Annotated in this window: 16 protein-coding genes and 1 tRNA gene; 8 read left to right on the forward strand and 9 right to left on the reverse strand. The window is 67.9% G+C overall.

What is annotated here, in order from left to right:
- Nucleotides 1-40 precede the first annotated feature (40 nt).
- From M673_RS01710 to M673_RS01725, 4 genes are read right to left on the reverse strand one after another with little or no spacing between them, the layout of a single operon-like run.
- Nucleotides 41-877: a carbohydrate ABC transporter permease gene (locus M673_RS01710; RefSeq protein WP_061973099.1), complete on the reverse strand. Its 837-nt coding sequence runs from the start codon at nucleotides 875-877 to the stop codon at nucleotides 41-43.
- Nucleotides 877-1,812 carry a carbohydrate ABC transporter permease gene (locus tag M673_RS01715; protein ID WP_061973101.1) on the reverse strand — a complete coding sequence of 312 codons (936 nt, stop codon included), beginning with the start codon at nucleotides 1,810-1,812 and terminating at the stop codon, nucleotides 877-879. Before M673_RS01715 ends, M673_RS01710 begins: the two co-directional genes overlap by 1 nt.
- Nucleotides 1,805-2,959, reverse strand: coding sequence for an ABC transporter ATP-binding protein (locus M673_RS01720; RefSeq protein WP_061977564.1), 1,155 nt, complete (start codon nucleotides 2,957-2,959; stop codon nucleotides 1,805-1,807). The genes M673_RS01715 and M673_RS01720 overlap by 8 nt, the downstream gene beginning before the upstream one ends.
- 29 nt (nucleotides 2,960-2,988) lie before the next feature.
- The gene (locus tag M673_RS01725; RefSeq protein ID WP_061973103.1) at nucleotides 2,989-3,894 is read right to left on the reverse strand and encodes a metallophosphoesterase family protein; all 906 of its coding nucleotides are present in this window, start codon (nucleotides 3,892-3,894) and stop codon (nucleotides 2,989-2,991) included.
- A 298-nt stretch (nucleotides 3,895-4,192) separates the two neighbouring features.
- Between M673_RS01725 and M673_RS01730 the strand changes: the two genes are divergently transcribed.
- Nucleotides 4,193-4,393 carry a hypothetical protein gene (locus M673_RS01730; RefSeq protein ID WP_061973104.1) on the forward strand — a complete coding sequence of 67 codons (201 nt, stop codon included), beginning with the start codon at nucleotides 4,193-4,195 and terminating at the stop codon, nucleotides 4,391-4,393.
- A 107-nt stretch (nucleotides 4,394-4,500) separates the two neighbouring features.
- On the opposite strand, the gene ilvD is transcribed toward M673_RS01730, so the two are convergent.
- Nucleotides 4,501-6,348, reverse strand: coding sequence for a dihydroxy-acid dehydratase (gene ilvD, locus M673_RS01735; RefSeq protein WP_061973106.1), 1,848 nt, complete (start codon nucleotides 6,346-6,348; stop codon nucleotides 4,501-4,503).
- A 330-nt stretch (nucleotides 6,349-6,678) separates the two neighbouring features.
- Here ilvD and M673_RS01740 point away from each other — a divergent pair, with 330 nt between their 5' ends.
- Together M673_RS01740 and M673_RS01745 are read left to right on the forward strand one after the other, a co-directional pair.
- Nucleotides 6,679-7,659, forward strand: a complete 981-nt coding sequence (locus M673_RS01740; RefSeq protein ID WP_374755560.1) for an ABC transporter substrate-binding protein — start codon at nucleotides 6,679-6,681, stop codon at nucleotides 7,657-7,659.
- Between the two features lie 903 nt (nucleotides 7,660-8,562).
- Entirely contained in the window at nucleotides 8,563-10,251 is a 1,689-nt protein-coding gene (locus M673_RS01745; RefSeq protein ID WP_061973109.1) for an ABC transporter permease, read from the forward strand.
- A gap of 26 nt (nucleotides 10,252-10,277) precedes the next feature.
- On the opposite strand, the gene M673_RS01750 is transcribed toward M673_RS01745, so the two are convergent.
- Nucleotides 10,278-11,399: an ABC transporter ATP-binding protein gene (locus M673_RS01750; protein ID WP_061973110.1), complete on the reverse strand. Its 1,122-nt coding sequence runs from the start codon at nucleotides 11,397-11,399 to the stop codon at nucleotides 10,278-10,280.
- Between the two features lie 238 nt (nucleotides 11,400-11,637).
- On the opposite strand from M673_RS01750, the gene M673_RS01755 reads away from it, so the two are divergent.
- The gene (locus M673_RS01755; protein WP_061973112.1) at nucleotides 11,638-12,027 is read left to right on the forward strand and encodes a hypothetical protein; all 390 of its coding nucleotides are present in this window, start codon (nucleotides 11,638-11,640) and stop codon (nucleotides 12,025-12,027) included.
- A 456-nt stretch (nucleotides 12,028-12,483) separates the two neighbouring features.
- Here M673_RS01755 and M673_RS01760 read toward each other — a convergent pair whose 3' ends face one another.
- From M673_RS01760 to M673_RS01770, 3 genes are all read right to left on the reverse strand, one after another.
- Nucleotides 12,484-14,493, reverse strand: a complete 2,010-nt coding sequence (locus M673_RS01760) for a HAMP domain-containing methyl-accepting chemotaxis protein (RefSeq protein WP_187301287.1) — start codon at nucleotides 14,491-14,493, stop codon at nucleotides 12,484-12,486.
- An 812-nt stretch (nucleotides 14,494-15,305) separates the two neighbouring features.
- Nucleotides 15,306-15,381 (reverse strand) — tRNA-Ala (locus M673_RS01765).
- A gap of 439 nt (nucleotides 15,382-15,820) precedes the next feature.
- Nucleotides 15,821-16,243: a TIGR02300 family protein gene (locus tag M673_RS01770; protein WP_061973115.1), complete on the reverse strand. Its 423-nt coding sequence runs from the start codon at nucleotides 16,241-16,243 to the stop codon at nucleotides 15,821-15,823.
- A gap of 506 nt (nucleotides 16,244-16,749) precedes the next feature.
- Between M673_RS01770 and aroA the strand changes: the two genes are divergently transcribed.
- The 4 genes from aroA (at nucleotide 16,750) to M673_RS01790 (ending at nucleotide 22,809) form a co-directional block, all read left to right on the forward strand.
- Nucleotides 16,750-18,105, forward strand: a complete 1,356-nt coding sequence (gene aroA, locus M673_RS01775) for a 3-phosphoshikimate 1-carboxyvinyltransferase (protein WP_061973116.1) — start codon at nucleotides 16,750-16,752, stop codon at nucleotides 18,103-18,105.
- A gap of 607 nt (nucleotides 18,106-18,712) precedes the next feature.
- A complete protein-coding gene (gene cmk / locus M673_RS01780) occupies nucleotides 18,713-19,342 on the forward strand; it encodes a (d)CMP kinase (RefSeq protein ID WP_061977566.1) in 630 nt (209 codons plus the stop codon).
- A 244-nt stretch (nucleotides 19,343-19,586) separates the two neighbouring features.
- Nucleotides 19,587-21,284, forward strand: a complete 1,698-nt coding sequence (gene rpsA / locus M673_RS01785) for a 30S ribosomal protein S1 (protein WP_061973118.1) — start codon at nucleotides 19,587-19,589, stop codon at nucleotides 21,282-21,284.
- A 376-nt stretch (nucleotides 21,285-21,660) separates the two neighbouring features.
- Nucleotides 21,661-22,809: a helix-turn-helix transcriptional regulator gene (locus M673_RS01790; RefSeq protein ID WP_061973119.1), complete on the forward strand. Its 1,149-nt coding sequence runs from the start codon at nucleotides 21,661-21,663 to the stop codon at nucleotides 22,807-22,809.
- Nucleotides 22,810-22,936 lie beyond the last annotated feature (127 nt).

A 22,936-nucleotide genomic window follows, 5' to 3' on the forward strand; every position in this document is an offset into this window, starting at 1 on the left:
TCCTTGGGAGAAAGGGGAATGCGGAGTGGCTGACCGGATCTCAGCCCTTGAGGCCGGTCATGGTGATGCCCTCGACGAAGTGCTTCTGAGCCAGCAGAAACCCTGCGACGAGGGGAAGGGTGACAATGAGCGTCGCCGCCATCAGCGCGCCGTAGTCGTCGCCCGCTTCCGCCGCGCGGAAGAACAGGAGGCCGAGCGGCGGCGTGGCGTATTGCGTGTCGGAGACGACGATCAGCGGCCAGAACAGATCGTTCCAGTGGGCCACCACCGAGAAGATCGAGAAGGCGGTGACCGCCGGCCAGGCATTGGGCAGGACGACGCGCAGCAGCAGCGAGACTTCGCCCATCCCGTCCAGCCGCCCGGCATCGAGGAGATCGTCCGGCAGGCCCTTGAAGAACTGCAGGAACAGGAAGATGCCGAAGACCGAGATGGAGAAGGGCGCGACCATCGCGGTGTAGCTGTTGAGGAGCGCCGCCTTGTCGAAGGCGACATAGAGCGGCAGGGCCGTGGCGTGGATCGGCACCAGAAGGCCGAGCATGACCATGCCCATCAGGAGCTTGGCGCCCGGCAGCGGCAGCTTGGCCATGGCATAGGCGCACGGGATGGCGACCGCGACCTGGATCAGGAGGATCAGCCCGCAGACGATGACGCCGTTCAGCAGCAGCCAGCCCATGGGAACGCGAGTGAAGGCCTTGGTAAGGTTCTCAAGGAGGTGGAACTCGCTCGGCCAGAGCGAGAGCGTGGCCGAGAAGACCTCCGCCTGCCCCTTGGCCGCGACCGAGAGCATCCAGAGATAGGGTGCCAGCATGACGAAGGCGCCGAGCACGAGCAGCGAAAGGCGCAGAACCCGCGCGGGAGAGAGCGAAGCGGCGCGCATCAGTAATGGACCTTCCGGTCGAGCGCCCGATGCTGGAGCAGCATGAGGACGACGAGAACGAGGAGGAAGACCACCGTCATGGCCGAGGCGTAGCCGACGCGCAGATAGACGAAGCCTTCCTGATAGATGGAGAAGAGCAGGACCTCGCTCGCCCGGTTCGGGCCGCCTTCGGTCAGCGTCTTCACGGTCTCGAACACCTTCACCGCGTTGACGGTGGAGATGATGGCGACGAAGAGCGTGGTCGGCCCCAGCATCGGCCAGGTGACGAGGCGGAAGCGCTGCCAAGCCGAGGCCGCGCCGTCCACCTCGGCGGCCGCGTAGAGATCGCGCGGAATGCCCTGGAGGCCGGCCAGGAACAGGACCATGTTGAAGCCGACCGACTGCCAGACGCCGATCAGCGCCAGGCTCGGCAGGACCCAGGCCGAGGAGCCCAGCCAGTTCGGCCCGGCGATGCCGACGAGGCCGAGCAGCGCGTTGACCGGGCCGATCGAGGGATGGAGCAGATATTGCCAGACCGTCGCCATGGCCACCACCAGCGAGGCGACGGGCAGGAAGAACACGGTGCGGAAGAAGGCGCGGCCCCGCGTTTCCGCCTCGATCAGGAGCGCTGCGGCCAGCCCCAGCGCCACCGAGGCGGGCGTGACGATCGCGGCATAGAGCGCGGTGTTGGCGACCGAGCCGCGAAAGGCCGGGTCGCTCCAGAGATCGCGGTAATTGTCGAAGCCGACCCAGCGGAAACCGCTATAGCCGAGCTCGTAATCGGTGAAGCCGAGCACGAGAACCGCGATCGTCGGCGCGATCACGAAGAGAAGAAACAGGACCAGGGCCGGGGTGGCGAGGCCGAGGGCCGCGAGGCGCGCCCGCGCGCGGCGGGGCCTGGGACCGGCCGACGCACCGTCGCCGGCCATCGCGGGCAAGGAAAGCGCCTCAGACATGGCGCCCTCCCCCCGGTGCGCGCAGGCGCGCGCCTTCGCCGTCGAAGAACAGGAAATGGGCGGGGTCGGCGGCGAGCCGCAGCACCGCGCCAGGGGCGAGGCCGGCGGCGACGGAAGGCTCGACCTGCGCCACCACAGGCTCACCGTCGAGGCTCGCCTCGCAGTCGCAATAGACGAGAACGTCGGAGCCGAGGAATTCGAGGCGCCGCACGCGCGCCGGCAGGCCCGTGCCCTCGGTCGGGCGCAGCCGCTCGGGGCGCACGGCCACCGTGACCTCGCGCCCCGCCGGCAGGGCGAGAGCCATCGGCACGGGCAGCGGCGTGCCGTCCCGCGCCAGGACCGTCCCATCGCCTTCGACCCGCGCGGCCAGGAGGTTGATGCGCGGGCTTCCGATGAAGCGGGCGACGGTGAGATGGGCGGGATCGTCGTAGATCTCGGCGGGCGGGGCGATCTGCATAAGCCGGCCGCCCTGAAGCACGGCGACGCGATCGGCCATGGACAGGGCCTCGGCCTGATCATGCGTGACATAGAGCGTCGGCACGCCGGCCTCGCGGTGAAGGTCCACGATCTCGCCCCGCGCGTGAACGCGCAGATTGGCGTCGAGATTGCTGAGCGGTTCGTCCATCAGGAACAGCGCGGGCCGGCGCACCAGGGCGCGGGCCAGTGCCACGCGCTGGCGCTGGCCGCCCGACATGGCCGCCGGCTTGCGGTCGAGAAGATGGTCGATCTGCAGCGAGCGGGCGACGCGGCGCACCCGCTCGCCGATCTCGCGTCGCTGCGCCGACGTGCCCGGCATGAAACCGCCGACGAAGGGCAGTCGCTGCGGCCGGGACAGCTCGCGCATCATCAGCGGCACGGCGATGTTCTCGCCGGCCGTCAGATGCGGATAGAGCGCGTAGGACTGGAACACCATGGCGACGTTGCGCGCGGCGGGCGGCGCCTGCGTCACATCCGCGCCGCCGAGCCGGATGGCGCCGGCATCGGGCGTCTCCAGCCCGGCCGCGATGCGCAGAAGCGTGGACTTGCCGCAGCCGGACGGGCCGACCAGCGCTACGAACTCGCCGGGCCGGGCGGTGAAGCCGACATCGCGCAGGATCGGCTGGCCGTTGAAGCTCTTGGCGATGCCCTCGATGCTGAAGGGGGCGATGCTGAAAGGGGCGATGCTGAAGGGCGCGCTCATGCCGCGTTCTCCTTCGGCCTGTCGGCTTCACCGAGCGGGCCGGCGTCGACGCCGCCGACATCGGCCGGATAGATCTCGGCCCCGATGCGGGAGAAGTCGTATTCCTCGAGCCCGGGCACGGCGAGAAGCCGGCTATCGACAGTGCCGTCCGGCGTCAGCTCGTGCAGGACGAGGCCGAGCGAGCGCCCGCTCGCCCCTAGCCGTTCGCCCTCGCCCAGCACGAAGGCGGTCGAGGGCGCCCAGGTGATGGCGAGCCCCGCGTGCTGGCCGATCCAGGGCGAGTGGAGATGGCCGCTGGCATGGAGGCGCACGTCATGAGCCTCGCAAAGCGCCATGAAGCGCGCCCGCTCGGCCGGGCGCAGGCCCCAATAGCCGGTTTCGCCCTCGTCTATCCGCTCCACGAAAACCGGCTTGTGCGAGAAGATCGCGACCGGACGCCCGTCCCGCCCGTCCAGCGCCGCTTCCAGGAACAACCATTGCGCGGCTTCCGCTGCGCAGGCCGCCTCCTCGCCGCCGAGCGCGGCCTGGCCGAACAGAAGCGCGTTGAGGCCGACGAGCCGCCAGCCGCCCCGGTCGACGCAGAACCGGTCCGGCCCGACGAGGCGTGTCCACCGCTCCAGCCGCTCGGCGTTGACGGGCTGCGCCATGCCGGGGAAATGGCCGACATCGTGATTGCCCGGCAGGATCAGCGCGTTGTCGCCCAAGCCCGCCATGGCCGCCGCCCCATGGGCAAGCTCGGCCTCGCCGCGCGCCTCGTCCGCCCCGTCGAGCGCGAGGTCGCCGGTGTGGATCACGAGATCGGGCTGCAACTCCTTGAGAAAAGCGAGCGCTGCCTGCCAGTTGGCGTCGAAGCGCGGCTCGCGAGGCGAGAGATGGGTATCGGAAATCTGGACGATGCGCATGGCGGCCTTCGCAAGGATCGGCGGCCGCGCTCGGTCGGGCGGCCTGCTCTCATGCGAAGGTCAGTAGCCTTGCGGCGCGACGGTTTGGTGAAGGCGTCTGTTTCACTGTTTCAAAGATGCGCGCATCGAAACAGCGAAGGACGGTTCCGCGACACGGAGCCGCAAGCCGCGCCCGCAACCCCTGCGCGACGGGCTTTCTCGCCCTTCGGGTGGGCGCTCTGCGGTTTCGGAAGGGAAACGAAGCTCCTCTTTCTCGTTTCAAGCGATGAACTGGCGTATCTGTAGGAGTCTTCGAACCATGTCGTCACGAACACTTCGCATTCTTCATCGCCCGCCCAGCGTCTGGGAACTCGACCAGGACGCCGAAGGGCATCGGGCGCACCGGATTTCGGCCTATCGCGAAGTCCTGCGCGTCTTCGTCCATCCCCGCCGCGCCAAGCTCGAGGCGCCGGAGGCGATGCGGCGCGAGGGACAGGGCGAGCCGGCCGTCATGGCCTGACGCTTGGCCCCCGAGGCGCGAAGCACAAAGGCAAAAGGGCCGGTCCGCCCCGTGGCGAACCGGCCCTTTTGCTTGTTTGCGACCTAGCCCCGAACGGGGCGGGGCGGCTAGTCGAGCTGGCGCACGGCGCCCTTGGCGGCGCTGGTGGTCATGGCGGCATAGGCGCGCAGCGCCGTCGTCACCTTGCGCTTCCGGATCTCCGCCGGCTTCCAGGCGTCGCGGCCCTTGGCCTCCATCTCGGCCCGGCGGCGCGCGAGTTCCGCGTCGTCCACCGCCAGATGGATCGAGCGGTTCGGGATATCGATCTCGATCCGGTCGCCTTCGGCGGCGAGCGCGATCAAGCCGCCTTCCGCCGCTTCCGGCGAGACGTGGCCGATCGACAGGCCGGAGGAGCCGCCGGAGAAGCGCCCGTCGGTGACGAGGGCGCAGGCCTTGCCCAGGCCCTTCGACTTCAGATAGCTCGTGGGATAGAGCATTTCCTGCATGCCCGGCCCGCCGCGCGGCCCCTCGTAGCGGATCAGGACGACGTCGCCCGGCTCGATCTGGCCGGAAAGAATGGCCTTGACCGAGGCGTCCTGGCTCTCGAACACCCGCGCGCGGCCGGTGAACTTGAGGATCGACTCGTCCACGCCCGCCGTCTTCACGATGCAGCCGTCTTCGGCGAGATTGCCGTAGAGAACGGCGAGGCCCCCGTCGAGCGAGAAGGCGTGGTCGAGCGAGCGGATGACGCCGCTCTCACGGTCGTCGTCCACCGTGTCGAAGCGCCGGTCCTGGCTGAAGGCGACCTGCGTCGGCACGCCGCCGGGCGCGGCGCGGAAGAAGTCGCGCACCGTCTGGCTTTCCGTGCGCTTGATGTCCCAGCGGTCGAGCGCTGCGCCGAGATTTTCGGCATGGACCGAGCCGACCGAGGTGTCGAGCAGGCCGGCGCGGTCGAGCTCGCCCAGGATGCCCATGATGCCGCCGGCCCGGTGGACGTCCTCCATGTGGACGTTGGCGATCGAGGGCGCGACCTTGCAAAGCACGGGAACCCGGCGCGACAGGCGGTCGATGTCGGCCATGGTGAAGTCCACCTCGGCCTCGTGCGCGGCGGCGAGGAGATGCAGCACCGTGTTGGTCGAGCCGCCCATGGCGATGTCGAGCGTCATGGCGTTCTCGAAGGCCGCGAAGCTGGCGATCGAGCGCGGCAGGACGCCCGCGTCCTCCTGCTCGTAATAGCGGCGGGCGAGATCCACGATGAGATGGCCGGCCTCGACGAAGAGGCGCTTGCGCTCGGCATGGGTGGCCAGCGTCGAGCCGTTACCGGGCAGCGACAGGCCGAGCGCCTCGGTCAGGCAGTTCATGGAATTGGCGGTGAACATGCCCGAGCAGGAGCCGCAGGTCGGGCAGGCCGAGCGCTCGATGATCTTCACGTCCTCGTCCGATACGCGGTCGTCGGCGGCGGCGATCATGGCGTCGACGAGGTCGAGCTTCTTCTCGGCGCGCGCGTCCGGCCAGACGACCTTGCCCGCTTCCATCGGCCCGCCCGAGACGAAGACGGCGGGGATGTTGAGGCGCATGGCGGCCATCAGCATGCCGGGCGTGATCTTGTCGCAGTTGGAAATGCAGACCATGGCGTCGGCGCAGTGCGCGTTGACCATGTACTCGACGCTGTCGGCGATCAGCTCGCGCGAGGGCAGCGAGTAGAGCATGCCGTCATGGCCCATCGCGATGCCGTCGTCGACGGCGATCGTGTTGAACTCCTTGGCGACGCCGCCCGCCGCCTCGATCTCGCGCGCCACGAGCTGGCCGAGATCCTTGAGGTGCACATGGCCCGGCACGAACTGCGTGAAGGAGTTCACGACGGCGATGATCGGCTTGCCGAAGTCGGAATCCTTCATTCCCGTGGCGCGCCAAAGGCCACGGGCGCCGGCCATGTTGCGGCCATGGGTGGTCGTGCGGGAACGATATGCGGGCATGAAAACCTCCTCTGCCCGGGTGGGCGTACCCGCCATTACACCTAATCGCAAATCATTCCAACCACCTGCCGGGAGGAGTTTTGTCACGCCGGCCCGAACGAAGGTCTTCGCGGCCCGCCGGTCTTGGGCAGGGCACCGGTGAAACGGGAAGGTCGGGCGAGGCGAAGTCGAAGGCCGGCGCACTCAGGCATCCGACAAGCGCCAGCTCCCCTTCTCACGGTGGCGTGAAGGTCATGGCACTGTCATGATGGCTGCTTAAGCCCCGGCGTCAGGGGACTATCTCGCCTGAGCCTTCGCCCAGGCGCCCGACCTGTTGGGGAATTGCTCATGCTGCGCTCGTTCGGCCTTGCCGCTAGCCTGTCTCTCGCCGCTCTCGCGCTGCCTGCCAGCGCCCACGCGGAGGGCAAGATCACGCTCTATACGAGCCAGCCGAACGAGGACGCGCAGGCGACCGTCGACGCCTTCAAGGCCGCCCATCCCGGCACCGAGGTCGAGTGGGTGCGCGAGGGCACCACCAAGATCATGGCCAAGCTCCAGGCCGAGTTCACCGCCGGTAGCCCGCAGCCCGACGTGCTTCTGATCGCCGACAGCGTGACCATGGAGGGGCTGAAGCGCGACGACCGGCTTCTTTCCTTCCCCGAGGCCGACACGAAGGGCTTCGACGCCGCGCTGATCGATCGCGACCACACCTATTTCTCCACCAAGCTCATCACCACCGGCCTCATGGGCAACACGCAGGCCGGCGCCGCGCCGCGCGCCTGGAAGGACCTGCTGGCCCCCGACATGGCGGCCAAGACCACCATGCCGAGCCCGCTGACCTCGGGCGCCGCCCTGGTGCATGTGGCGACGCTCGCGCAGAACCCCGACTTCGGCTGGGCCTATTGGGAGGCGCTGGCCAAGGGCGGCACCACGGCGAGCGGCGGCAACGGCGCGGTGATGAAGGCGGTCGCCGGCGGCGAAAAGGCCTATGGCGTGATCGTCGACTATCTGCCGATCCGCGAGGCCGCCAAGGGCTCGCCGGTGAGCTTCAGCTTTCCCACCGAGGGCGTCTCGGCCGTGACCGAGCCGGTCGCGATCCTCAAGACCACCAAGAACCCGGACGGCGCCAAGCTTTTCGTCGACTTCCTCCTGAGCGAACAGGGCCAGGCGCTCGCCGCACGCCAGGGCTATCTGCCGGCGCGCAACGGCGTCGCCGGCCCGGCGGGCTTCCCCAAGCGCGAAGAGATCAAGCTTCTGCCCTTCGACGCGGCCAAGGCGCTGGCGGACGAAGCGGAGAACAAGAAGCGCTTCTCCGAACTGTTCGGCGGCTGAGCGCCAGCGCCTTGGCGCCGCCGCGTCGGGGCGAGACGCGCCGGAGCATTTTCAGGCAAGACCGACCCGTCTTTCCGTCGGATCATGCCGAATAAAAGCATCAGGCAGGCCCGGCGGATTGGGATTCAAAAGGCATGCTGGCGCGGCGAAGCTGCGCGAACGCCGCAGATCGTTCGCCCGTCCGCAGGGCCTTTGCCGATCCTCGCCGATACGCTCTCGCACCGGCGGCGTTCGGTGCTTCGCGAACGTCGAGGAACCGCGCGCCGTGTCTCCCTGCCGTTCTACCAACACGCACCGAGTGCGCCTCGGAAAACCTCCTGGATTGGCCGCCCCGGTCTTTTCGCCCGGGCCTCCATCGTGCAGGGTCGGGTCTCAGATCGCCTGACAAAACCTCCGGGCGGAGGATGGTCGAGGGTTTTTCGTCGGGAGCAAGGAGCGAAGCTTAAGTGATGCCGGCGGCAGGCCAAGCATTCGCGACAAACTCTACGGCGGAAAGACCCGATGAGCCGACCCCCACGAGGTTTTGTTAGGCACTCTAGGAGGCTGTTTGGAAACTCGGCGGCGAAGGGTCGGCGAGGGATTTTTCGACGTTCGCGAGGCGCCGAATGCAATCGATGTCGGCGGCATCGGCGGGAATTGGCAACGGTCCATGCGGACGGGTGAACATCTGCAGCGCTCGCGCAGCTTTGCCGTGTTTGCGCGGCAGATGTCTCGCCCTGGGAGCGGCGGGAAAGCGCCGACGAGCCGACCCGGCCGGGTTGTCGAACGGTCTCCAAGCCCTCCATCCGTCCAAGCTTCGCCCTCGTATCCGAACCCCATTCCCTCGCCTCGTCCTCCGTTCGGATGTTTGCGAGACACATTCGAAAGGCCGTCTCATGAGGGCATGTCCGTGAAGGCTCCAGCGTGAAGGCGCCTCCGGCGGAACGCGCCGCGATCGCGGCGCTGGCGTTGATCGTTGCGCTCTTCGGCATCCTGCCCATCGCGCGGCTGGCGCTGGAGGCCGTGCTGCCCGGCGGGCGGCCCGACCTCGCGCCGGCCCTCTCGGTCCTTTCGGCGCGCTCCACCTGGATCGCCACCGGCCACACGCTGGCGACCGCCTCTGTCGGCACGCTGGTCGCCGTGGCGATCGGCCTGCCGCTGGCACTGCTCGTCGGGCTCACCGACCTTCGCGGCAAGACGGCGCTCGTCTTCGCCGCGCTCCTGCCCGCCATGATCCCGCCGCAGGTGACGGCGCTGGCCTGGGCGCAGCTCTTCGGTCCGTCCAGCCCGCTTCTGGGCGCGCTGGGCTTGGCGCCGCCGATCGGCACGCGCAATCCCCTCTACAGCGCCGGCGGCATTATGCTCCTTCTCGGCGTGCAGCACGCGCCGCTCGTGTTCCTCGCGGTGCGCGCGGGCCTGCGCGCCCTGCCGCGCGATCTGGTGGAGGCGGCGCGCGCCTGCGGGGCGAGCCGGGGCCGAGTGCTTCGCACCGTCATCCTGCCGGTCATGACGCCGCCGCTGGTGGCGGGGGCGGCGATCGCCTTCGTGTCGGCGGTGGGCAATTTCGGCATTCCGGCCCTGCTCGGTATTCCCGCCGGCTACACGACGCTGCCGACCCTGATCTACCAGCGCCTTGCCGGCTTCGGCCCGGCGATCATCGGCGAAACGGCGGTTCTCTCGGTTCTGGTCGGCCTCGTTGCCTTCGCCGGCTTCGGGTGCCAAGCCCTCCTGCTGCGCGCGCGGGACTATCGCCTGAGCGGCTCGGGCGCGGCGCTTCAACCCTTCGCGCTCGGGCGCTGGCGCTTGGGGGCCGAGGCGCTGGTGGCGCTTCTCATGCTGGTGATGGTGGCCGCGCCCCTTGCGGGCCTTCTCGCCACCTCGCTCGTCTCGGCCTATGGCGTGCCGCTCGGCCCCGGCACGGCGACGCTCGGCAATTATGCCGAGGTCCTGTTCCGGCAGGACGTGACGATCCGCGCCTTTCGCAACTCCGCCGCACTCTCGTTCGGGGCCGCGATCGTGCTGGCCTTCGTCGCCGTGCCGCTCGGCGTTCTCCTGGTCTGGCGCGGGAGCCGGCTTTTGCGCGCGGTCTCGGCGGCGGCCGACATTCCCTACGCCCTGCCCGGCATCGTGCTCGGCATCGCCTCGATCCTCCTGTTCCTCAAGCCGCTGCCGGTCCTCGGCTTCAGCCTCTACAACACGATCTGGATCATCTTCCTCGCCTATCTCGCGCGCTTTCTGGTTCTGGAACTGCGCCCGGTCGTGGCGGGGCTGCGCCAGTTGGACCCGGCTCTGGACGAGGCGGCTCGCATGACAGGAGCCGGCTTCGGGCTGCGGCTGCGCAGCGTCGTCCTGCCGCTCGTGGCGCCCATGGCGGCGGCGGGCGCCATCCTCGTCTTCATGACCGCCTTCAACGAGCTTACCGTTTCCGCGCTGCTCTGGTCGGCGGGCAACGAGACGCTGGGCGTCGCCGTGTTCAATCTCGACGATGCCGGCCGCGCGCCGCTCGCCTCGGCGCTCGCCATGGTAACGGTGGTGGTGATCCTCGCCCTGATGGCGCTGGGCTCGCTGCTCCAGCCGCTCCTGCCCAAGGGCGCCCTGCCCTGGACACGGTGAGACGCAGCGCCCTCGGGGTTTAAAGCTCAGACAGCTTCCACCGCCAAGCTCTTGCGCGGCGCCGGCTGCGCGTCGCCCACCGTGTCGGGCAGGAGCCAGCCGTCGCGAATGCCGATCCGAACGCTTTCGCCCTCCGCCCGCCCGGAGGGCGCGTGCAGCGAAAGGCGCGTGCCGGGCGCGGCCAGGGGCTCCACCACGAGGCGCGAATGCGAGCCCTTGAAGGTCGAGGACAGGACGCGCGCGGCAAAGCCGTCGGCGCGATCGATCTCCAGATCCTCCGCCCGAAGGCACACGCGCCCCCGGCGGCCGGAGGGCAGGCGCAGGCCCGCAGGGCAGCGGATGTCCGCCTCCACGCCGAACAGGCGGACGCGCGCCCGACCGTCGCCGGGCGAAAGGAGAAGGTCCGCGTCCGCCACATGGCCGTGGCCGACGAAGCGCGCCACGGCCTCGCTCGCCGGCTCGGCATAGAGAGTTTCGGGCGTGGAGAGTTGCAGGATGCGCCCGCGCTCCATCACGGCGATCCGGTCCGCCAGCGCCATGGCCTCGGCTTGGTCGTGCGTGACATAGACCAGCGTCGCGCCGGTGCGCCGGTGGAAAGCGCGGAACGTCTCCTCCATCGAGGCGCGAAGATGCACGTCGAGATTGGCGAGCGGCTCGTCGAGAAGCACGATGCCCGGCTCCATGGCAAGGCAACGGGCGAGCGCCACGCGCTGCCGCTGGCCGCCGGATAGATCGGCGGGGCGCCGGTTCTCGAAGCCCGACAGATCCACCGCCGCCAGCGCCTCGGCCACCTTCTGAGCCTGCGCCGAGCCGCGCACGCCCTTCACGCGAAGGGGATAGCCGACATTCTCCCCCACACTCATATGCGGCCAGAGGGCATAGGACTGGAAGACGATCGCGACATTGCGCGCCTCGGGCTGCACGAAAGCGCTCTCGCTGGCGACGATCCGGTCCCCGAAGGCAAGGCTTCCCGCGCTCGGCGCCTCGAAGCCGGCGATGAGGCGAAGCAGCGTCGTCTTGCCGCAGCCAGACGGTCCGAGCAGGGCCAGAAACTCGCCGGGGCGGATGTCGAGCGACACCTCGTCCAGCGCCGCCGGCCCCCGGTCGAAGCGCCGGGTGAGCTTGCGAAGGTGGATCGATACGGCCATGCCTTACCTCAAGCGCTTGTCTTGCCTCGACTTTCGCTCCGCTTGCCACAACCGGGTGACACGGGGATGACGCCGTTCGGTGCGCTGGCCTGGCGGCCAAGCACGGCCGCTCATAGCATCGGAAATTCCTTTGCGAGAGACCAAGTGGCGATGGAACATTTCGCCGGCTGAACGCTTCTCATCTCGAAGATTGTGTCGGTGCAATGACACCGATGCCTCAAGAACGGATGGAAGCCCCATGAAGACCTTCGCAATCGCTTTTACGGCCCTGGCTCTGATGGGCGGCGTCGCCTCGGCCCAGCCGGCTCCTGCCGCCGGCACGCCGGAGTCCACCAGCAAGGTGCCGGTTCCCGGCAACTCGTCCGGCATCGACAGCACCATGCCGGCCGACGCGGCATCGACCATCACCACGACGCGCGACGCGCCGTCCGTGACCGATCCGACCAGCACGAGCTCGGTCCCGGTCCCGGGCAATTCGTCGGGCATCGACAGCACCATGCCGGCGGACGCCGCTTCGCGGGTCGTTGTGCCGCGTGACGCGGTGAAGACCGACACGATGCAGTCCGGCTCCTCCGTGCCGGTTCCGGGCAACAGCTCGGGCATCGACTCGACCGCTCCGACCCGCTGAACCCGATCAGTTCATAGGTCTTAGGCTTGGAAAGGGATGTGCCTGCGAAGGCCCATCCCTTTTTCGTTTGGGAATATCGCGCTTGGTTCTGCGCTGAACGACGCTGTGTGACTCATCTCAATCGAGAGCCATCCACGACCTCGCCCGGATGCTTGCTGGTCATGACGAGGCAGTAGAGACCTGCGGGCCAAGGGCGGGCGAGGGATTTTGACGGGTTCATAAGGCGCGAAGCTCAAGTGACGTGACCGCGCTTGGCCAAGCATTCGTGACGAAAGGATCGGACAAAAGACCCAGCCGGCCCACCCCGGCAGGGTCGTCTGTCTTGGGTTCCAAATCCGATCGGGTCGGCATCGCACGGCCAAGGCGTAGAACGCGAAAGACCCGGCCGCCACCGAAGGCCGCGACCGGGTCTTTCGCGTATGGGATCGCGCGAGCCCTTTCGCGCGGGGCGGGCGCTCAGGCCGCTTCGGCCAAGGCAGCGGTTTGGGCCTTCGCCTTGGGGCTGCTCGGCGTCTCATTATGCCGTTCGGCAAAATCCAGCGCGAGCGCCTGAAGCCTTTGGATGTCGTACCCGCTCTCGATCCCGGCCGAGACGATCTCGGCTTCGCCGGGGTTGAGATGGAACGTCGCCATTCCCTCCTGCAACCGGCCCGCCTCGGTGGACAGCTGATCGGCGGTCGCCGCCATCTCGTTGGCCGCCCCGGCGTTCGACTGCGTCACCTGATCCAGCTGGCCGATCGCCTGGTTGATCTGCTCGATGCCGATCGACTGCTCCCGGCATGCCGCCGAAATCTCCGACACCAGCTCCGCCGTCTTGCGGATGTCCGGAACCAAGCGCTCCAGACGCGCCCCGGCATCCTCCGCCACCACCAGCGTGCGGGAGGACAAGTCGCCGATCTCGGCGGCGGCTGCCTGAGAGCGTTCGGCGAGCTTGCGCACTTCCGAGGCGACCACCGCAAACCCCTTGCCGTGCTGGCCGGCGCGGGCCGCCTCGATCGCGGCGTTGAGCGCCAAGAGGTCGGTCTGGCGGGCGATCTCCTGCACCACGGCGATCTTCTCGGCGATGGCGCGCATGGCCTCGGTGGACTGCGCCACCGCCGCGCCCGTGGTGTCGGCATGCTCGGCGGCCTGGGCGGCGATCTTCTCGGTGGTGGAGGCATTGTCGGCGTTCTGACGGATGTTGGCGGTCATCTCCTCGATCGCGGCGGACGCCTGCTCGGAGGCGGCGGCCTGTTCGGTGGAGCCGGAAGAGAGCCGGGCGGACGTGCCGGCGGAGCGCTGGGCGCCGCTGAACACTTTCGAAGACGCGGTCTGGACGGCGAAGACCGTGCCCGAAAGACGAAGGCGGGTTTGGCAAAGGCGGGTCAGAAGGTCGCCCACCTCGTCATGGCGCGAATGGACGATCCGGTGTGACAGGTCGCCGGCGGCGATGCGATCGACATTCTCCTCCATCAGGCGCAGACCGCGCAGCAGCGACAGGCCCATCCAGGACGCAAGCCCCGCGCCCAGCGCGACGGCGAGGACGATGGCCGCCGTCAGCCACATCCTCAACGCGCCATAGCCCGAGCGTGCCTGCTCCACCAGCGCCTTGGCCTGGTCCTCGGCGTGCCGAACCAGGAGGTCGATCCGCTCGCCCATGGCGATGGCGGCGGGGCGCTGCTGTTCGTTGAGGAAGGCGAGCGCCTGGTTGAGCGTGTTGCCCTCGCCGATCCGCTGGGCTTCCTGCAATTTCTCGAAGGCCTTGCCCCAGGCAGCGCTGAGATCCGACACGGGCGCGCTGGCCGCCGCCGGGAGGCCGGCGCCGAGCTGGCGCAGAAGCGTGTCGACCTCCGGCCCGGCCTTGGCAAGTCGCTCCTTGGCGGCGGCGATCACGTCCGCTTCGCTATGGCTGAGATTCTCGCCGAGATCGAGGCGCGCGCGGTAGTAGGCGCGTTCGATCGTGTCGAGGACACGGATCGAATCCGTTTGGCTCTGGGCCGTCTCGAGCGGCGTGCGCACGGCTGCGAGCGCGACCTCGAACGCCTTGTCGCTCGCTTCGACCAGTTCGAGACCCGTCTCGTTCGCACGCACGTCGGCGGAGGAGGAAAGGTCGTAAGCCTGCTGCGACACAGCCTTCAGACGCGCCATCGCGGCGGGGAGATCGGCGATATCCTGGCGTCCCTCCGGCGTCTGCACGGCCCGGTCGAAGGTGGAGAGGGCAGCCTCGATCTCCTGCCAGGTCTTGGCATAGTCGGCCTTCATCGCCGCGTGCTCGGCGGCGGTGCTGATGATGGCGGTGCGCTGAAGACGGCGAATCTTCTCCAGATTCGACGACAGGATTTCGAGCGCCTCGATTTGCTGGAACGGGCGCCCGGCGAACTCCTCGAAGCGATCGACGCTGGAGGACAGGGCGTTCAGCCCCATGACGCCGATGCCGCCCGTCAGAAGCAGGACGGCCCCGAAACTAAGGGCAAGGCGAGTTCTCATCGAAAAACGCATGGCGAAACGGTCTGCCCTTGAGCGAGGAACCAACGCCCCGAAAATGATCGCGTCGAATTAAGTTTTTCTGCCGGAAGGCCAGCCGCCAGAAGCACGGCTCAAAACTTGGTTTTCGAACCGTGAACAGATGTCAAAAGAATCTGTCTTTACACAATTCATGATTGGGCCGGCTCACAAAATTCGCCGGGATACGCCAGACCGGGTAAGCAAGCCGATCCCTTGTTTCGAAACCGACTTCCTCTGCCACCGCCAAGGGAACACGATGGCAAACGCCTTCGCAGCCAATCCCAGCGCTACCGCACTCATTCCCACAGGTTCTGCCCACTCGAAGACTCGAAGAATGCCCCATTTTTCCAGCGCTGCCGCAGACCTGACGGTTGATCGAATCTATTACCGCCACTGCGATTGCCGCGCGAGAGTAACGCTGCGGCTCGCGGGGAAAGGACAAAGAGGCAGCCATCTTCTGCCGGACAAAACTCCCTGGAGCGCAGGCACCCCGCGTTGAGCCTCTATAGGCCCATTCCAGTCGATCTCCCGCGACAGACGTTTAAGCTGCGCGAGCCTCGCGCGCCGCCGGCTGCGCTAGCCGAACAGCGCCGTGATGCAAGAAGCAAAGCCTGCTCAACCTATCGACCGCAAGGCGGAGGAGACACTCGGGATCATTCAGCGAAAGCGCAAGCGAGCGTCGGCTCGGGACGTCCGCGCATTCATACGCATCGCCGCAACGGCATAGCGCAGAAGCCAATCACAGGATCGAACATATCGATCGAGTCTGGGCAATTTTTATTTTTAAGGAAAGATGGTGGAGCCAATCGGGATCGAACCGACGACCTCTTGAATGCCATTCAAGCGCTCTCCCAGCTGAGCTATGGCCCCAGTGCCACCGAAGTGGCAACCTCGTCAGGGCCGTTGGGCCGGCCCCGCATCTGGTGTGGCCGCTTATTAGGCGAGCCCTGGGGGGAACGCAAGCGAAAAAGCGGACGGGGTGACACGAAAATGAAGCCGGTCCGTCAAACCCCTGTCATGCAACGGTTTTCGACGCCGGAGCGGCAAGGCGGCCCGGTGGCCGGAGTGGCGACCTCGAGCCTCGGCGCGGCTCGAACCTCCGCTCCCAAGGGCGCGAGCGGCCGAATCGTCCCTGCCTTCGATTCGTCTCGCCGGGTGGATCGCTCGGGCGGCGCGGTTCGGGCGGCGCGGAACCTCGGTGAGCGAGACCGGAACACGAAAAAGGGGAGAGGACCGTCCGGTCCCCTCCCCTCGCAATCTCTCGACCTCGCACCGGGCGCAGACGCGCGCCCAGCGCTCGGTGCGGTGCTTAGACGTCGTCGTCGTCGTCGCGGCCGCCGCCGATGATGTCGGTCATGTCCTCGTCCTCGTCCTCGTCGTCGGCGAGGAACGTGTCGTCGTCGTCCGCGTCGTCGTCCACGACATCGTCGTCTTCGTCGCCGTCGACATTGGGCAGGTCGGCCTTGGCCGCCGCCGGGCCCGCCTCATCCTCTTCGACGTCGTTGATCGAGACCGTCTCCTCGTCGGTCTCGGCGACCTCGGTCACCTCGACCTCTTCCGTCTCTTCCTCTTCCACGACGCGCGAGACGCGCGAGGCCTTCACTGTCTCGAAGAAGGAGAGCGGATAGGACTTGCCCGTGTAGGGCGAAACGATCGGGTCCTTGTTGAGGTCGTAGAACTTGCGGCCCGTTTCCGGGTCGACGCGTTTGGTGCCGAGTTCAGTTTTCGCCATGGGTTCGCCTTTCGAAAGGGAGCGGGTCGCCTGCGCGGAGGCGGGCACAGACCGGGCCGGTTCATCCAATTATCGCCGCAAAGCCGGCCGGTCGAGGGGCGGGAAAAAGCGGAAGGTCCCTTACGGCGTCGCCGGACCCTTGTCAAAGCGCATCTGCCCGGCCCCCGCCGACACCCCTCGCCCGATCCGCCCGATATATCCGTTGGGGGGCCGGGAAACGCGCGCCGCGCCTCATGTGCTCTTCCCACGCGCTCCGCTCCAATGCTAGGCGAACGGCGAACCTTATGTTTGCGACAAGAGGACGAGCGGGCCGCAAGGACCCTGCCGCGCCTCTTCCGGCAAGGGGGTCGAGGACGTTTCGTCCGGCGACGGAAAGCAGGGCGCGGCCGGAGGCAAGGCGGCGCCCGGCCGGTCTGCTCGGCGGCGGGGGCACCTCGGTCCAGCCCCTGCCCGGAAGAGCCGCGCAGGCAGAACCTGGAGCCCGGCTTCGCGAGAAGGACGACGCCATGACGGGCCATTCCGCCGCCCCCCGCCCCCTCCAGAGCCGCCGCGCCGGCGCCCTCGCCGGCCGGGTGCGCGTGCCCGGCGACAAGTCCATCTCGCATCGCGCCTTCCTGTTCGGGGGTCTCGCCTCCGGGCGCACCCGCGTTACCGGCCTTCTGGAGGGCGAGGACGTGATCGCCACCGGTCGCGCCATGCGCCAGATGGGCGCGCGGATCGAACGCGAGGGCGAGGCCTGGATCATCGACGGCGTCGGCAACGGCGCGCTCTTGGAACCCGAGGGCGTTCTCGACTTCGGCAATGCCGGCACGGGCTCGCGCCTCACCATGGGCCTCGTCGGCCCCTACGACTTCACGACCACCTTCGTGGGCGACGCTTCGCTGTCGCGCCGGCCGATGGGCCGGGTGCTCGATCCCCTGCGCCAGATGGGCGTGCAGGTGCTGGCGCGCTCCAAAGACCGCCTGCCCCTGTCGCTGCACGGGCCGCGTGTCAGCGCGCCCATCGAATACCGCGTGCCCATGGCCTCGGCGCAGGTGAAGTCCGCCGTGCTGCTCGCCGGGCTGAACACGCCGGGCGTCACCACGGTGATCGAGCCGATCATGACGCGCGACCACACCGAACGCATGCTGGAAGGCTTCGGCGCCGAGGTTTCGGTCGACACCGACGCCTCGGGCGTGCGCACCATCCGGCTCACCGGCCAGGGCGAGCTCAAGGGCGTGCCCGACTTCGTGGTGCCGGGCGACCCGTCCTCGGCGGCTTTCCTCGTGGTCGCGGCGCTTCTCGTGCCGGGCTCCGACATCGTGGTCGAGAACGCGCTGATGAACCCGACCCGCACCGGCCTGATCGAGACGCTGCGCGAGATGGGCGCCTCGATCGAGGCGGTGAACCCGCGCCTGTCCGGCGGCGAGGACGTGGCCGATCTGCACGTGAAGCACTCGGTGCTGCGCGGCGTCACCGTTCCCCCTGAGCGCGCGCCCTCGATGATCGACGAATATCCCGTGCTGGCCGTCGCCGCCGCCTTTGCCGAAGGCGACACGCTGATGCAGGGGCTGGAGGAGCTGCGCGTCAAGGAGTCCGACCGCCTCGCCGCCGTCGCCGCCGGCCTTGCCGCCAACGGCGTCCAGCACGAGGAGGGCGAGGACTGGCTGCGCGTCACCGGCCGCCCGGACGGCTCGGGCCTCGGCGGCGGGCGGGTCGAGACCCATCTCGACCATCGCATCGCCATGAGCTTCCTCGTCATGGGCCTTGCCAGCGAGAAGCCGGTTCGCGTGGACGACGCCACGATGATCGCGACCAGCTTTCCCGAGTTCGAAGGGCTGGTCGAAACGCTCGGCGGCAAGCTGGAGGCGGCGAACCGCTGACCGCGATGGGTGGCGGCGGGACGATCGCAACGGCCGCAATCGTCGGCAGGGGTCGGACACGCTCCGGGACCCGCGCCGCGATTGATGCTGCCTTGCACCGCCCCAGCACGAGCAAAGACGGCGCAGCCCTGTCGGGCGCCATGGGGCCGCGATCGGTCGGCGCGGTATGAGCACCCCGCTCGCCGCCCTTCTGGCGCTCGTCTTCTTCGCACCCCTGTCCTTCGTCTATGGGCGCAACCTCGCGGGGCGGCTGCACCGCGAGGCGCTTCGGCGCGGCGTCGGGGTCTGGCGGGTCGGCGCGCCCAAGCTCGTCCTGCCCGCGCTGATCCTACCGGCCATGCTCTACCGCTTGTCGGGCGGCGAGGCGCCGGGCGAAACCGGCAGCGGCACGCTGGACGCCGCCCTTTCCGCCGCCTGGGCGCTGGGCTCGCTGGCCGCCATCCTGTTCTTTCTGGCGATTCCCTTCGCGCTCGGGCGATTGTTGGCCGTCTTCGCAGCCGGGCTTGGATATTTCGCGGCGATCGGCCGGGAGCCGTTGAGCTCGGGCGGCGTTGGCGGCAAGAACGGGACACCGCCCGCAAGAGGCGGCCAGACAGCAGGAGAGACCATGGCGCTCGTGATCGCGATCGACGGACCGGCCGCCGCCGGCAAGGGCACGCTCGCCAAGCGCCTGGCGGCCCATTACGGCCTGCCCCATCTCGACACCGGGCTTCTCTACCGCGCCGTCGGGCGCCTCGCGCAGGAGCGCGGCGTCGATCTGGACGACCCGGAGGCGGCGGGCGCGGTGGCGCGCGAGCTTGTGCCCTCGCATCTCGACGACGGGTCCTTGCGCGGCCACGAGGCGGGGGAGCTGGCCTCGCGCGTCGCCGCTCACCCCCCCGTGCGACAGGCGCTGGACGCCTTTCAGCGCGCTTTCGCGGCCCAGCCCGAAGGCGCGGTGCTGGACGGGCGCGACATCGGCACGGTGATCTGCCCCGATGCCCCGGTGAAGCTTTTCGTCACCGCCTCGCCGGAAGTGCGCGCCCGTCGGCGCACCGACGAGCTGACCGCCAAGGGCCGCCATGTCGCCTACGAGACCATCCTCGCCGAGGTGCGCGAGCGCGACCGGCGCGACGCGGGCCGCAGCGTCGCACCCCTCAAGGCCGCCGAAGACGCCCGCTTGCTGGACACGAGCGAAATGGATATAGAAGAAGCGTTCCGGGCGGCTTGCGCGATCGTCGACGCAGCGCCTATGTAAAGGAACGCCGAAGCCGACGTGCCGCCGCTTTCAGCCCCAAGGGGTTTGAAAACGCGCGGCTCTCGTCGTATTCGGACCGTACGAAACCAAGCCGAAGGCCGGTCCACCGCGCCGAAACGGGCTTTGCCCGTCAGCTTCGATGCCTTTCCCAGAGCGGGTCGGCACCGGGGCGGGACCGCCGGACGCATCCGAAACGCGAACCCCGGCGCCGCTCCTCCCGAAGGAGGAGCCTCAAGGAGAACGAATGTCCAACGCAGCAGTCTCGCGCGACGATTTCGCCGCGCTTCTCGAAGCCTCGTTCCATGATCACGACGTCGCCGAAGGCGCGGTGGTCCGTGGAACGGTCGTCGCGATCGAGAAGGACATGGCCGTCATCGATGCCGGCCTGAAGGTCGAGGGCCGCGTCGCCCTCAAGGAATTCGGCGGCAAGAACGGCCCCGAGCTCAAGGTCGGCGATACGGTCGAAGTCTATGTCGAGCGCATCGAGAACGCGCTGGGCGAAGCCGTCCTGTCGCGCGACAAGGCTCGCCGCGAGGAGAGCTGGGTCAAGCTCGAGCTCAAGTTCAACGCCGGCGAGAAGGTCGAAGGCCAGATCTTCAACCAGGTCAAGGGCGGCTTCACGGTCGACCTCGACGGCGCCGTGGCCTTCCTGCCGCGCTCCCAGGTCGACATCCGTCCGATCCGCGACGTCGGCCCGCTGATGAACACGCCGCAGCCGTTCCAGATCCTCAAGATGGACAAGCGCCGCGGCAACATCGTCGTTTCGCGCCGCACGGTCCTCGAAGAGTCCCGCGCCGAGCAGCGCTCCGAGATCGTCCAGAACCTCGAAGAGGGTCAGGTCGTCGAGGGTGTGGTCAAGAACATCACCGACTACGGTGCGTTCGTTGACCTCGGCGGCATCGATGGTCTGCTCCATGTCACCGACATGGCGTGGCGCCGCGTGAACCACCCGACCGAAATCCTGCAGATCGGCCAGACCGTCAAGGTCCAGATCATCCGCATCAACCAGGAAACCCACCGCATCTCGCTCGGCATGAAGCAGCTCGAGGCGGATCCTTGGGAAGGCATCGGCGTCAAGTACCCGATGGGCGTGAAGGTCTCCGGTCGCGTCACCAACATCACCGACTACGGCGCCTTCGTCGAACTGGAGCCGGGCATCGAAGGCCTGATCCACGTTTCCGAAATGTCGTGGACCAAGAAGAACGTCCATCCCGGCAAGATCCTCTCGACCTCGCAGGAAGTCGAAGTGGTCGTGCTCGAGGTGGATCCGGTCAAGCGCCGCATCTCGCTCGGCCTCAAGCAGACGCTCCAGAACCCCTGGGAAGCGTTCCGCGACCAGTTCCCGGTCGGCACCGTGGTCGAGGGCGAGGTCAAGAACAAGACCGAGTTCGGTCTGTTCATCGGTCTCGACGGCGACGTCGACGGCATGGTTCACCTGTCCGACCTCGACTGGTCGCGTCCGGGCGAGCAGGTCATCGACGAGTACAACAAGGGTGACATGGTCAAGGCGCAGGTTCTCGACGTCGACGTCGAGAAGGAGCGTATCTCGCTCGGCATCAAGCAGGTGGGTGGCGACACCTTCGCTGCCGCCGCCGACAGCGGCGAGATGCGTCGCGGCTCGATCGTCACCTGCGAAGTGACGGCCGTGAACGAAGGCGGCATCGAGGTTCAGATCTCCGAGACCGACCTTACGGCCTTCATCCGCCGCAACGACCTCGGCCGCGATCGCGACGACCAGCGCCCCGAGAAGTTCTCGGTCGGCCAGAAGATCGACGCGCGCATCACCCAGTTCGACAAAAAGGCGCGTCGCGTCGGTCTGTCGATCAAGGCGCTGCAGATCGCCGAGGAGAAGGAAGCCGTGGCTCAGTACGGCTCCAACGACTCGGGTGCCTCGCTCGGCGACATTCTCGCCGCCGCGATGAAGAACCGCGAAGAGCAGTAAGACCAAAGAGCCGGGGCGGCCTTCGGGCCGCTTCGACCCTTTTCAGACAGAGCCCGTGCCGAGCGATCGGCGCGGGCTTTTTCGTTGTCCGCGGCTGTTCTCACCCCGCGCATGGCAAGGGCGCGGCGTTTCTCAGCCCATTCCAAAAAGCATCCTTCCCTAAATGGGTTATGTTCGCGGGGCGAGAAACGCCCTATTCTTCCGGTTGTAGATTCTTCGCCTTCGCTGAAGGCGGACAAGAAAACCGGAGAAACCGGCCGCAAGGGGAGGAGACCGATATCGCTCGGACAAGAGCAGAGCCCCCGCCTGTCCTTAGGGAAGGGTTGGCCGCCTCGTGCGCGTGCCGGGGACGCGAGAGGAGAGAGGTGATCGCGCCTTGAGCGACGATCGGCGGGAGGACGACCTCCACGATCTCATCGTCGAGGCGACGGACCGGGCGGAGCTTTGGAGCGACGTCCTGACCGCGCTCCTGAACCTGTCGAACTCGATCGCCGGCGGTCTCTATGTCCAAATGGAGTCGCCGCCTGGAGCTTCGCCTGGCACCTTGATCCAGGCGACCCCTTTTCAGGGGTATGGAGCAGGCATGCTCGACCTCTATCAAGAGCATTACCAAACGCTCAATCCGTCTCATATCTATCGCGAGCGCCTAGGCATGGGTCGCGTCATCACCGAGCGCGAATTAGACGCGATTTTGCCGGTCGATCTACACAGCACCGAGTTTTATGCTGATTGGTGCCGTCCTCAGAACTTCGAGCACACGATGGGCGAACACCTTCTGAACGGAGAAGCGCCCCTTAGCCTCTGGCTCAACCGCAGCGCGGAGGCCGGGCCTTACCATAAGCTGGAGCAGCAGCGCTTCCACCGGCTCGCCCGCAGCGTCCGGCAGGCCGTGCGCACGAGCGAGCGCCTCGGCCAGGCGCATCAGGAACTCGACGCCCTCCGGCAGGCGCTGGGCGCGCAGGGCCTTGCCGTTCTGGCGCTTGACCGGACCCTCAAGCTCCGCAGTCTGAACTCGCTGGCCGAGGAGGTCCTGCGGCGCCAGGATGGGCTGCGGCTTCGCGACGGGCGGGTGGAGACGGTCGATCCGCGCGACGCGCCGGCTCTGGAAAAAGCCGTGAGCGAGGTGAGCGCGCCGATTCTAGGCCTTGCCTCGCCCGAAGCGGAACTCGCCATTCGCCGGGCCGGCGCGCGAGAGCCCCTTAAGGTCTCGGTGACCTCGACCCGGGGGCGCATCGCCGCTCCCGCCTCGTTCGACGCTTCGGTCGCGATCGTCCTTCTGTTTCGCTACGAGACGGCGAGTCGCAGGAACGGGCTGGCGGCGCTCGGCGCGCATTTCGGACTCACCCCGGCCGAACTGCGGCTGACGGCGGGGATCGCCAACGGCACACCCTTGCGCGAGGCTGCGCTGCGCCTCGGAATTTCTTACGAAACGGCACGTAGCCAGCTCAAGGCTGTCTTCAGCAAGACGCAAACAAGGCGACAGGTCGAATTGGTCAGCCTACTCGCCATGTGGCAGAACCTGTGATCCCAATACCTTTCGATCCTCTGTTGTTTTAAGGACATCTCACCCGATTGGGTGACGACGTCTTTACGCTCAGCATGCGAACGATGGTTGGAAGAATTAAACCCCATAATGGGAGTTGAGGGGAGGT

Source organism: Aureimonas sp. AU20 (assembly GCF_001442755.1).
GTDB lineage: Bacteria > Pseudomonadota > Alphaproteobacteria > Rhizobiales > Rhizobiaceae > Aureimonas.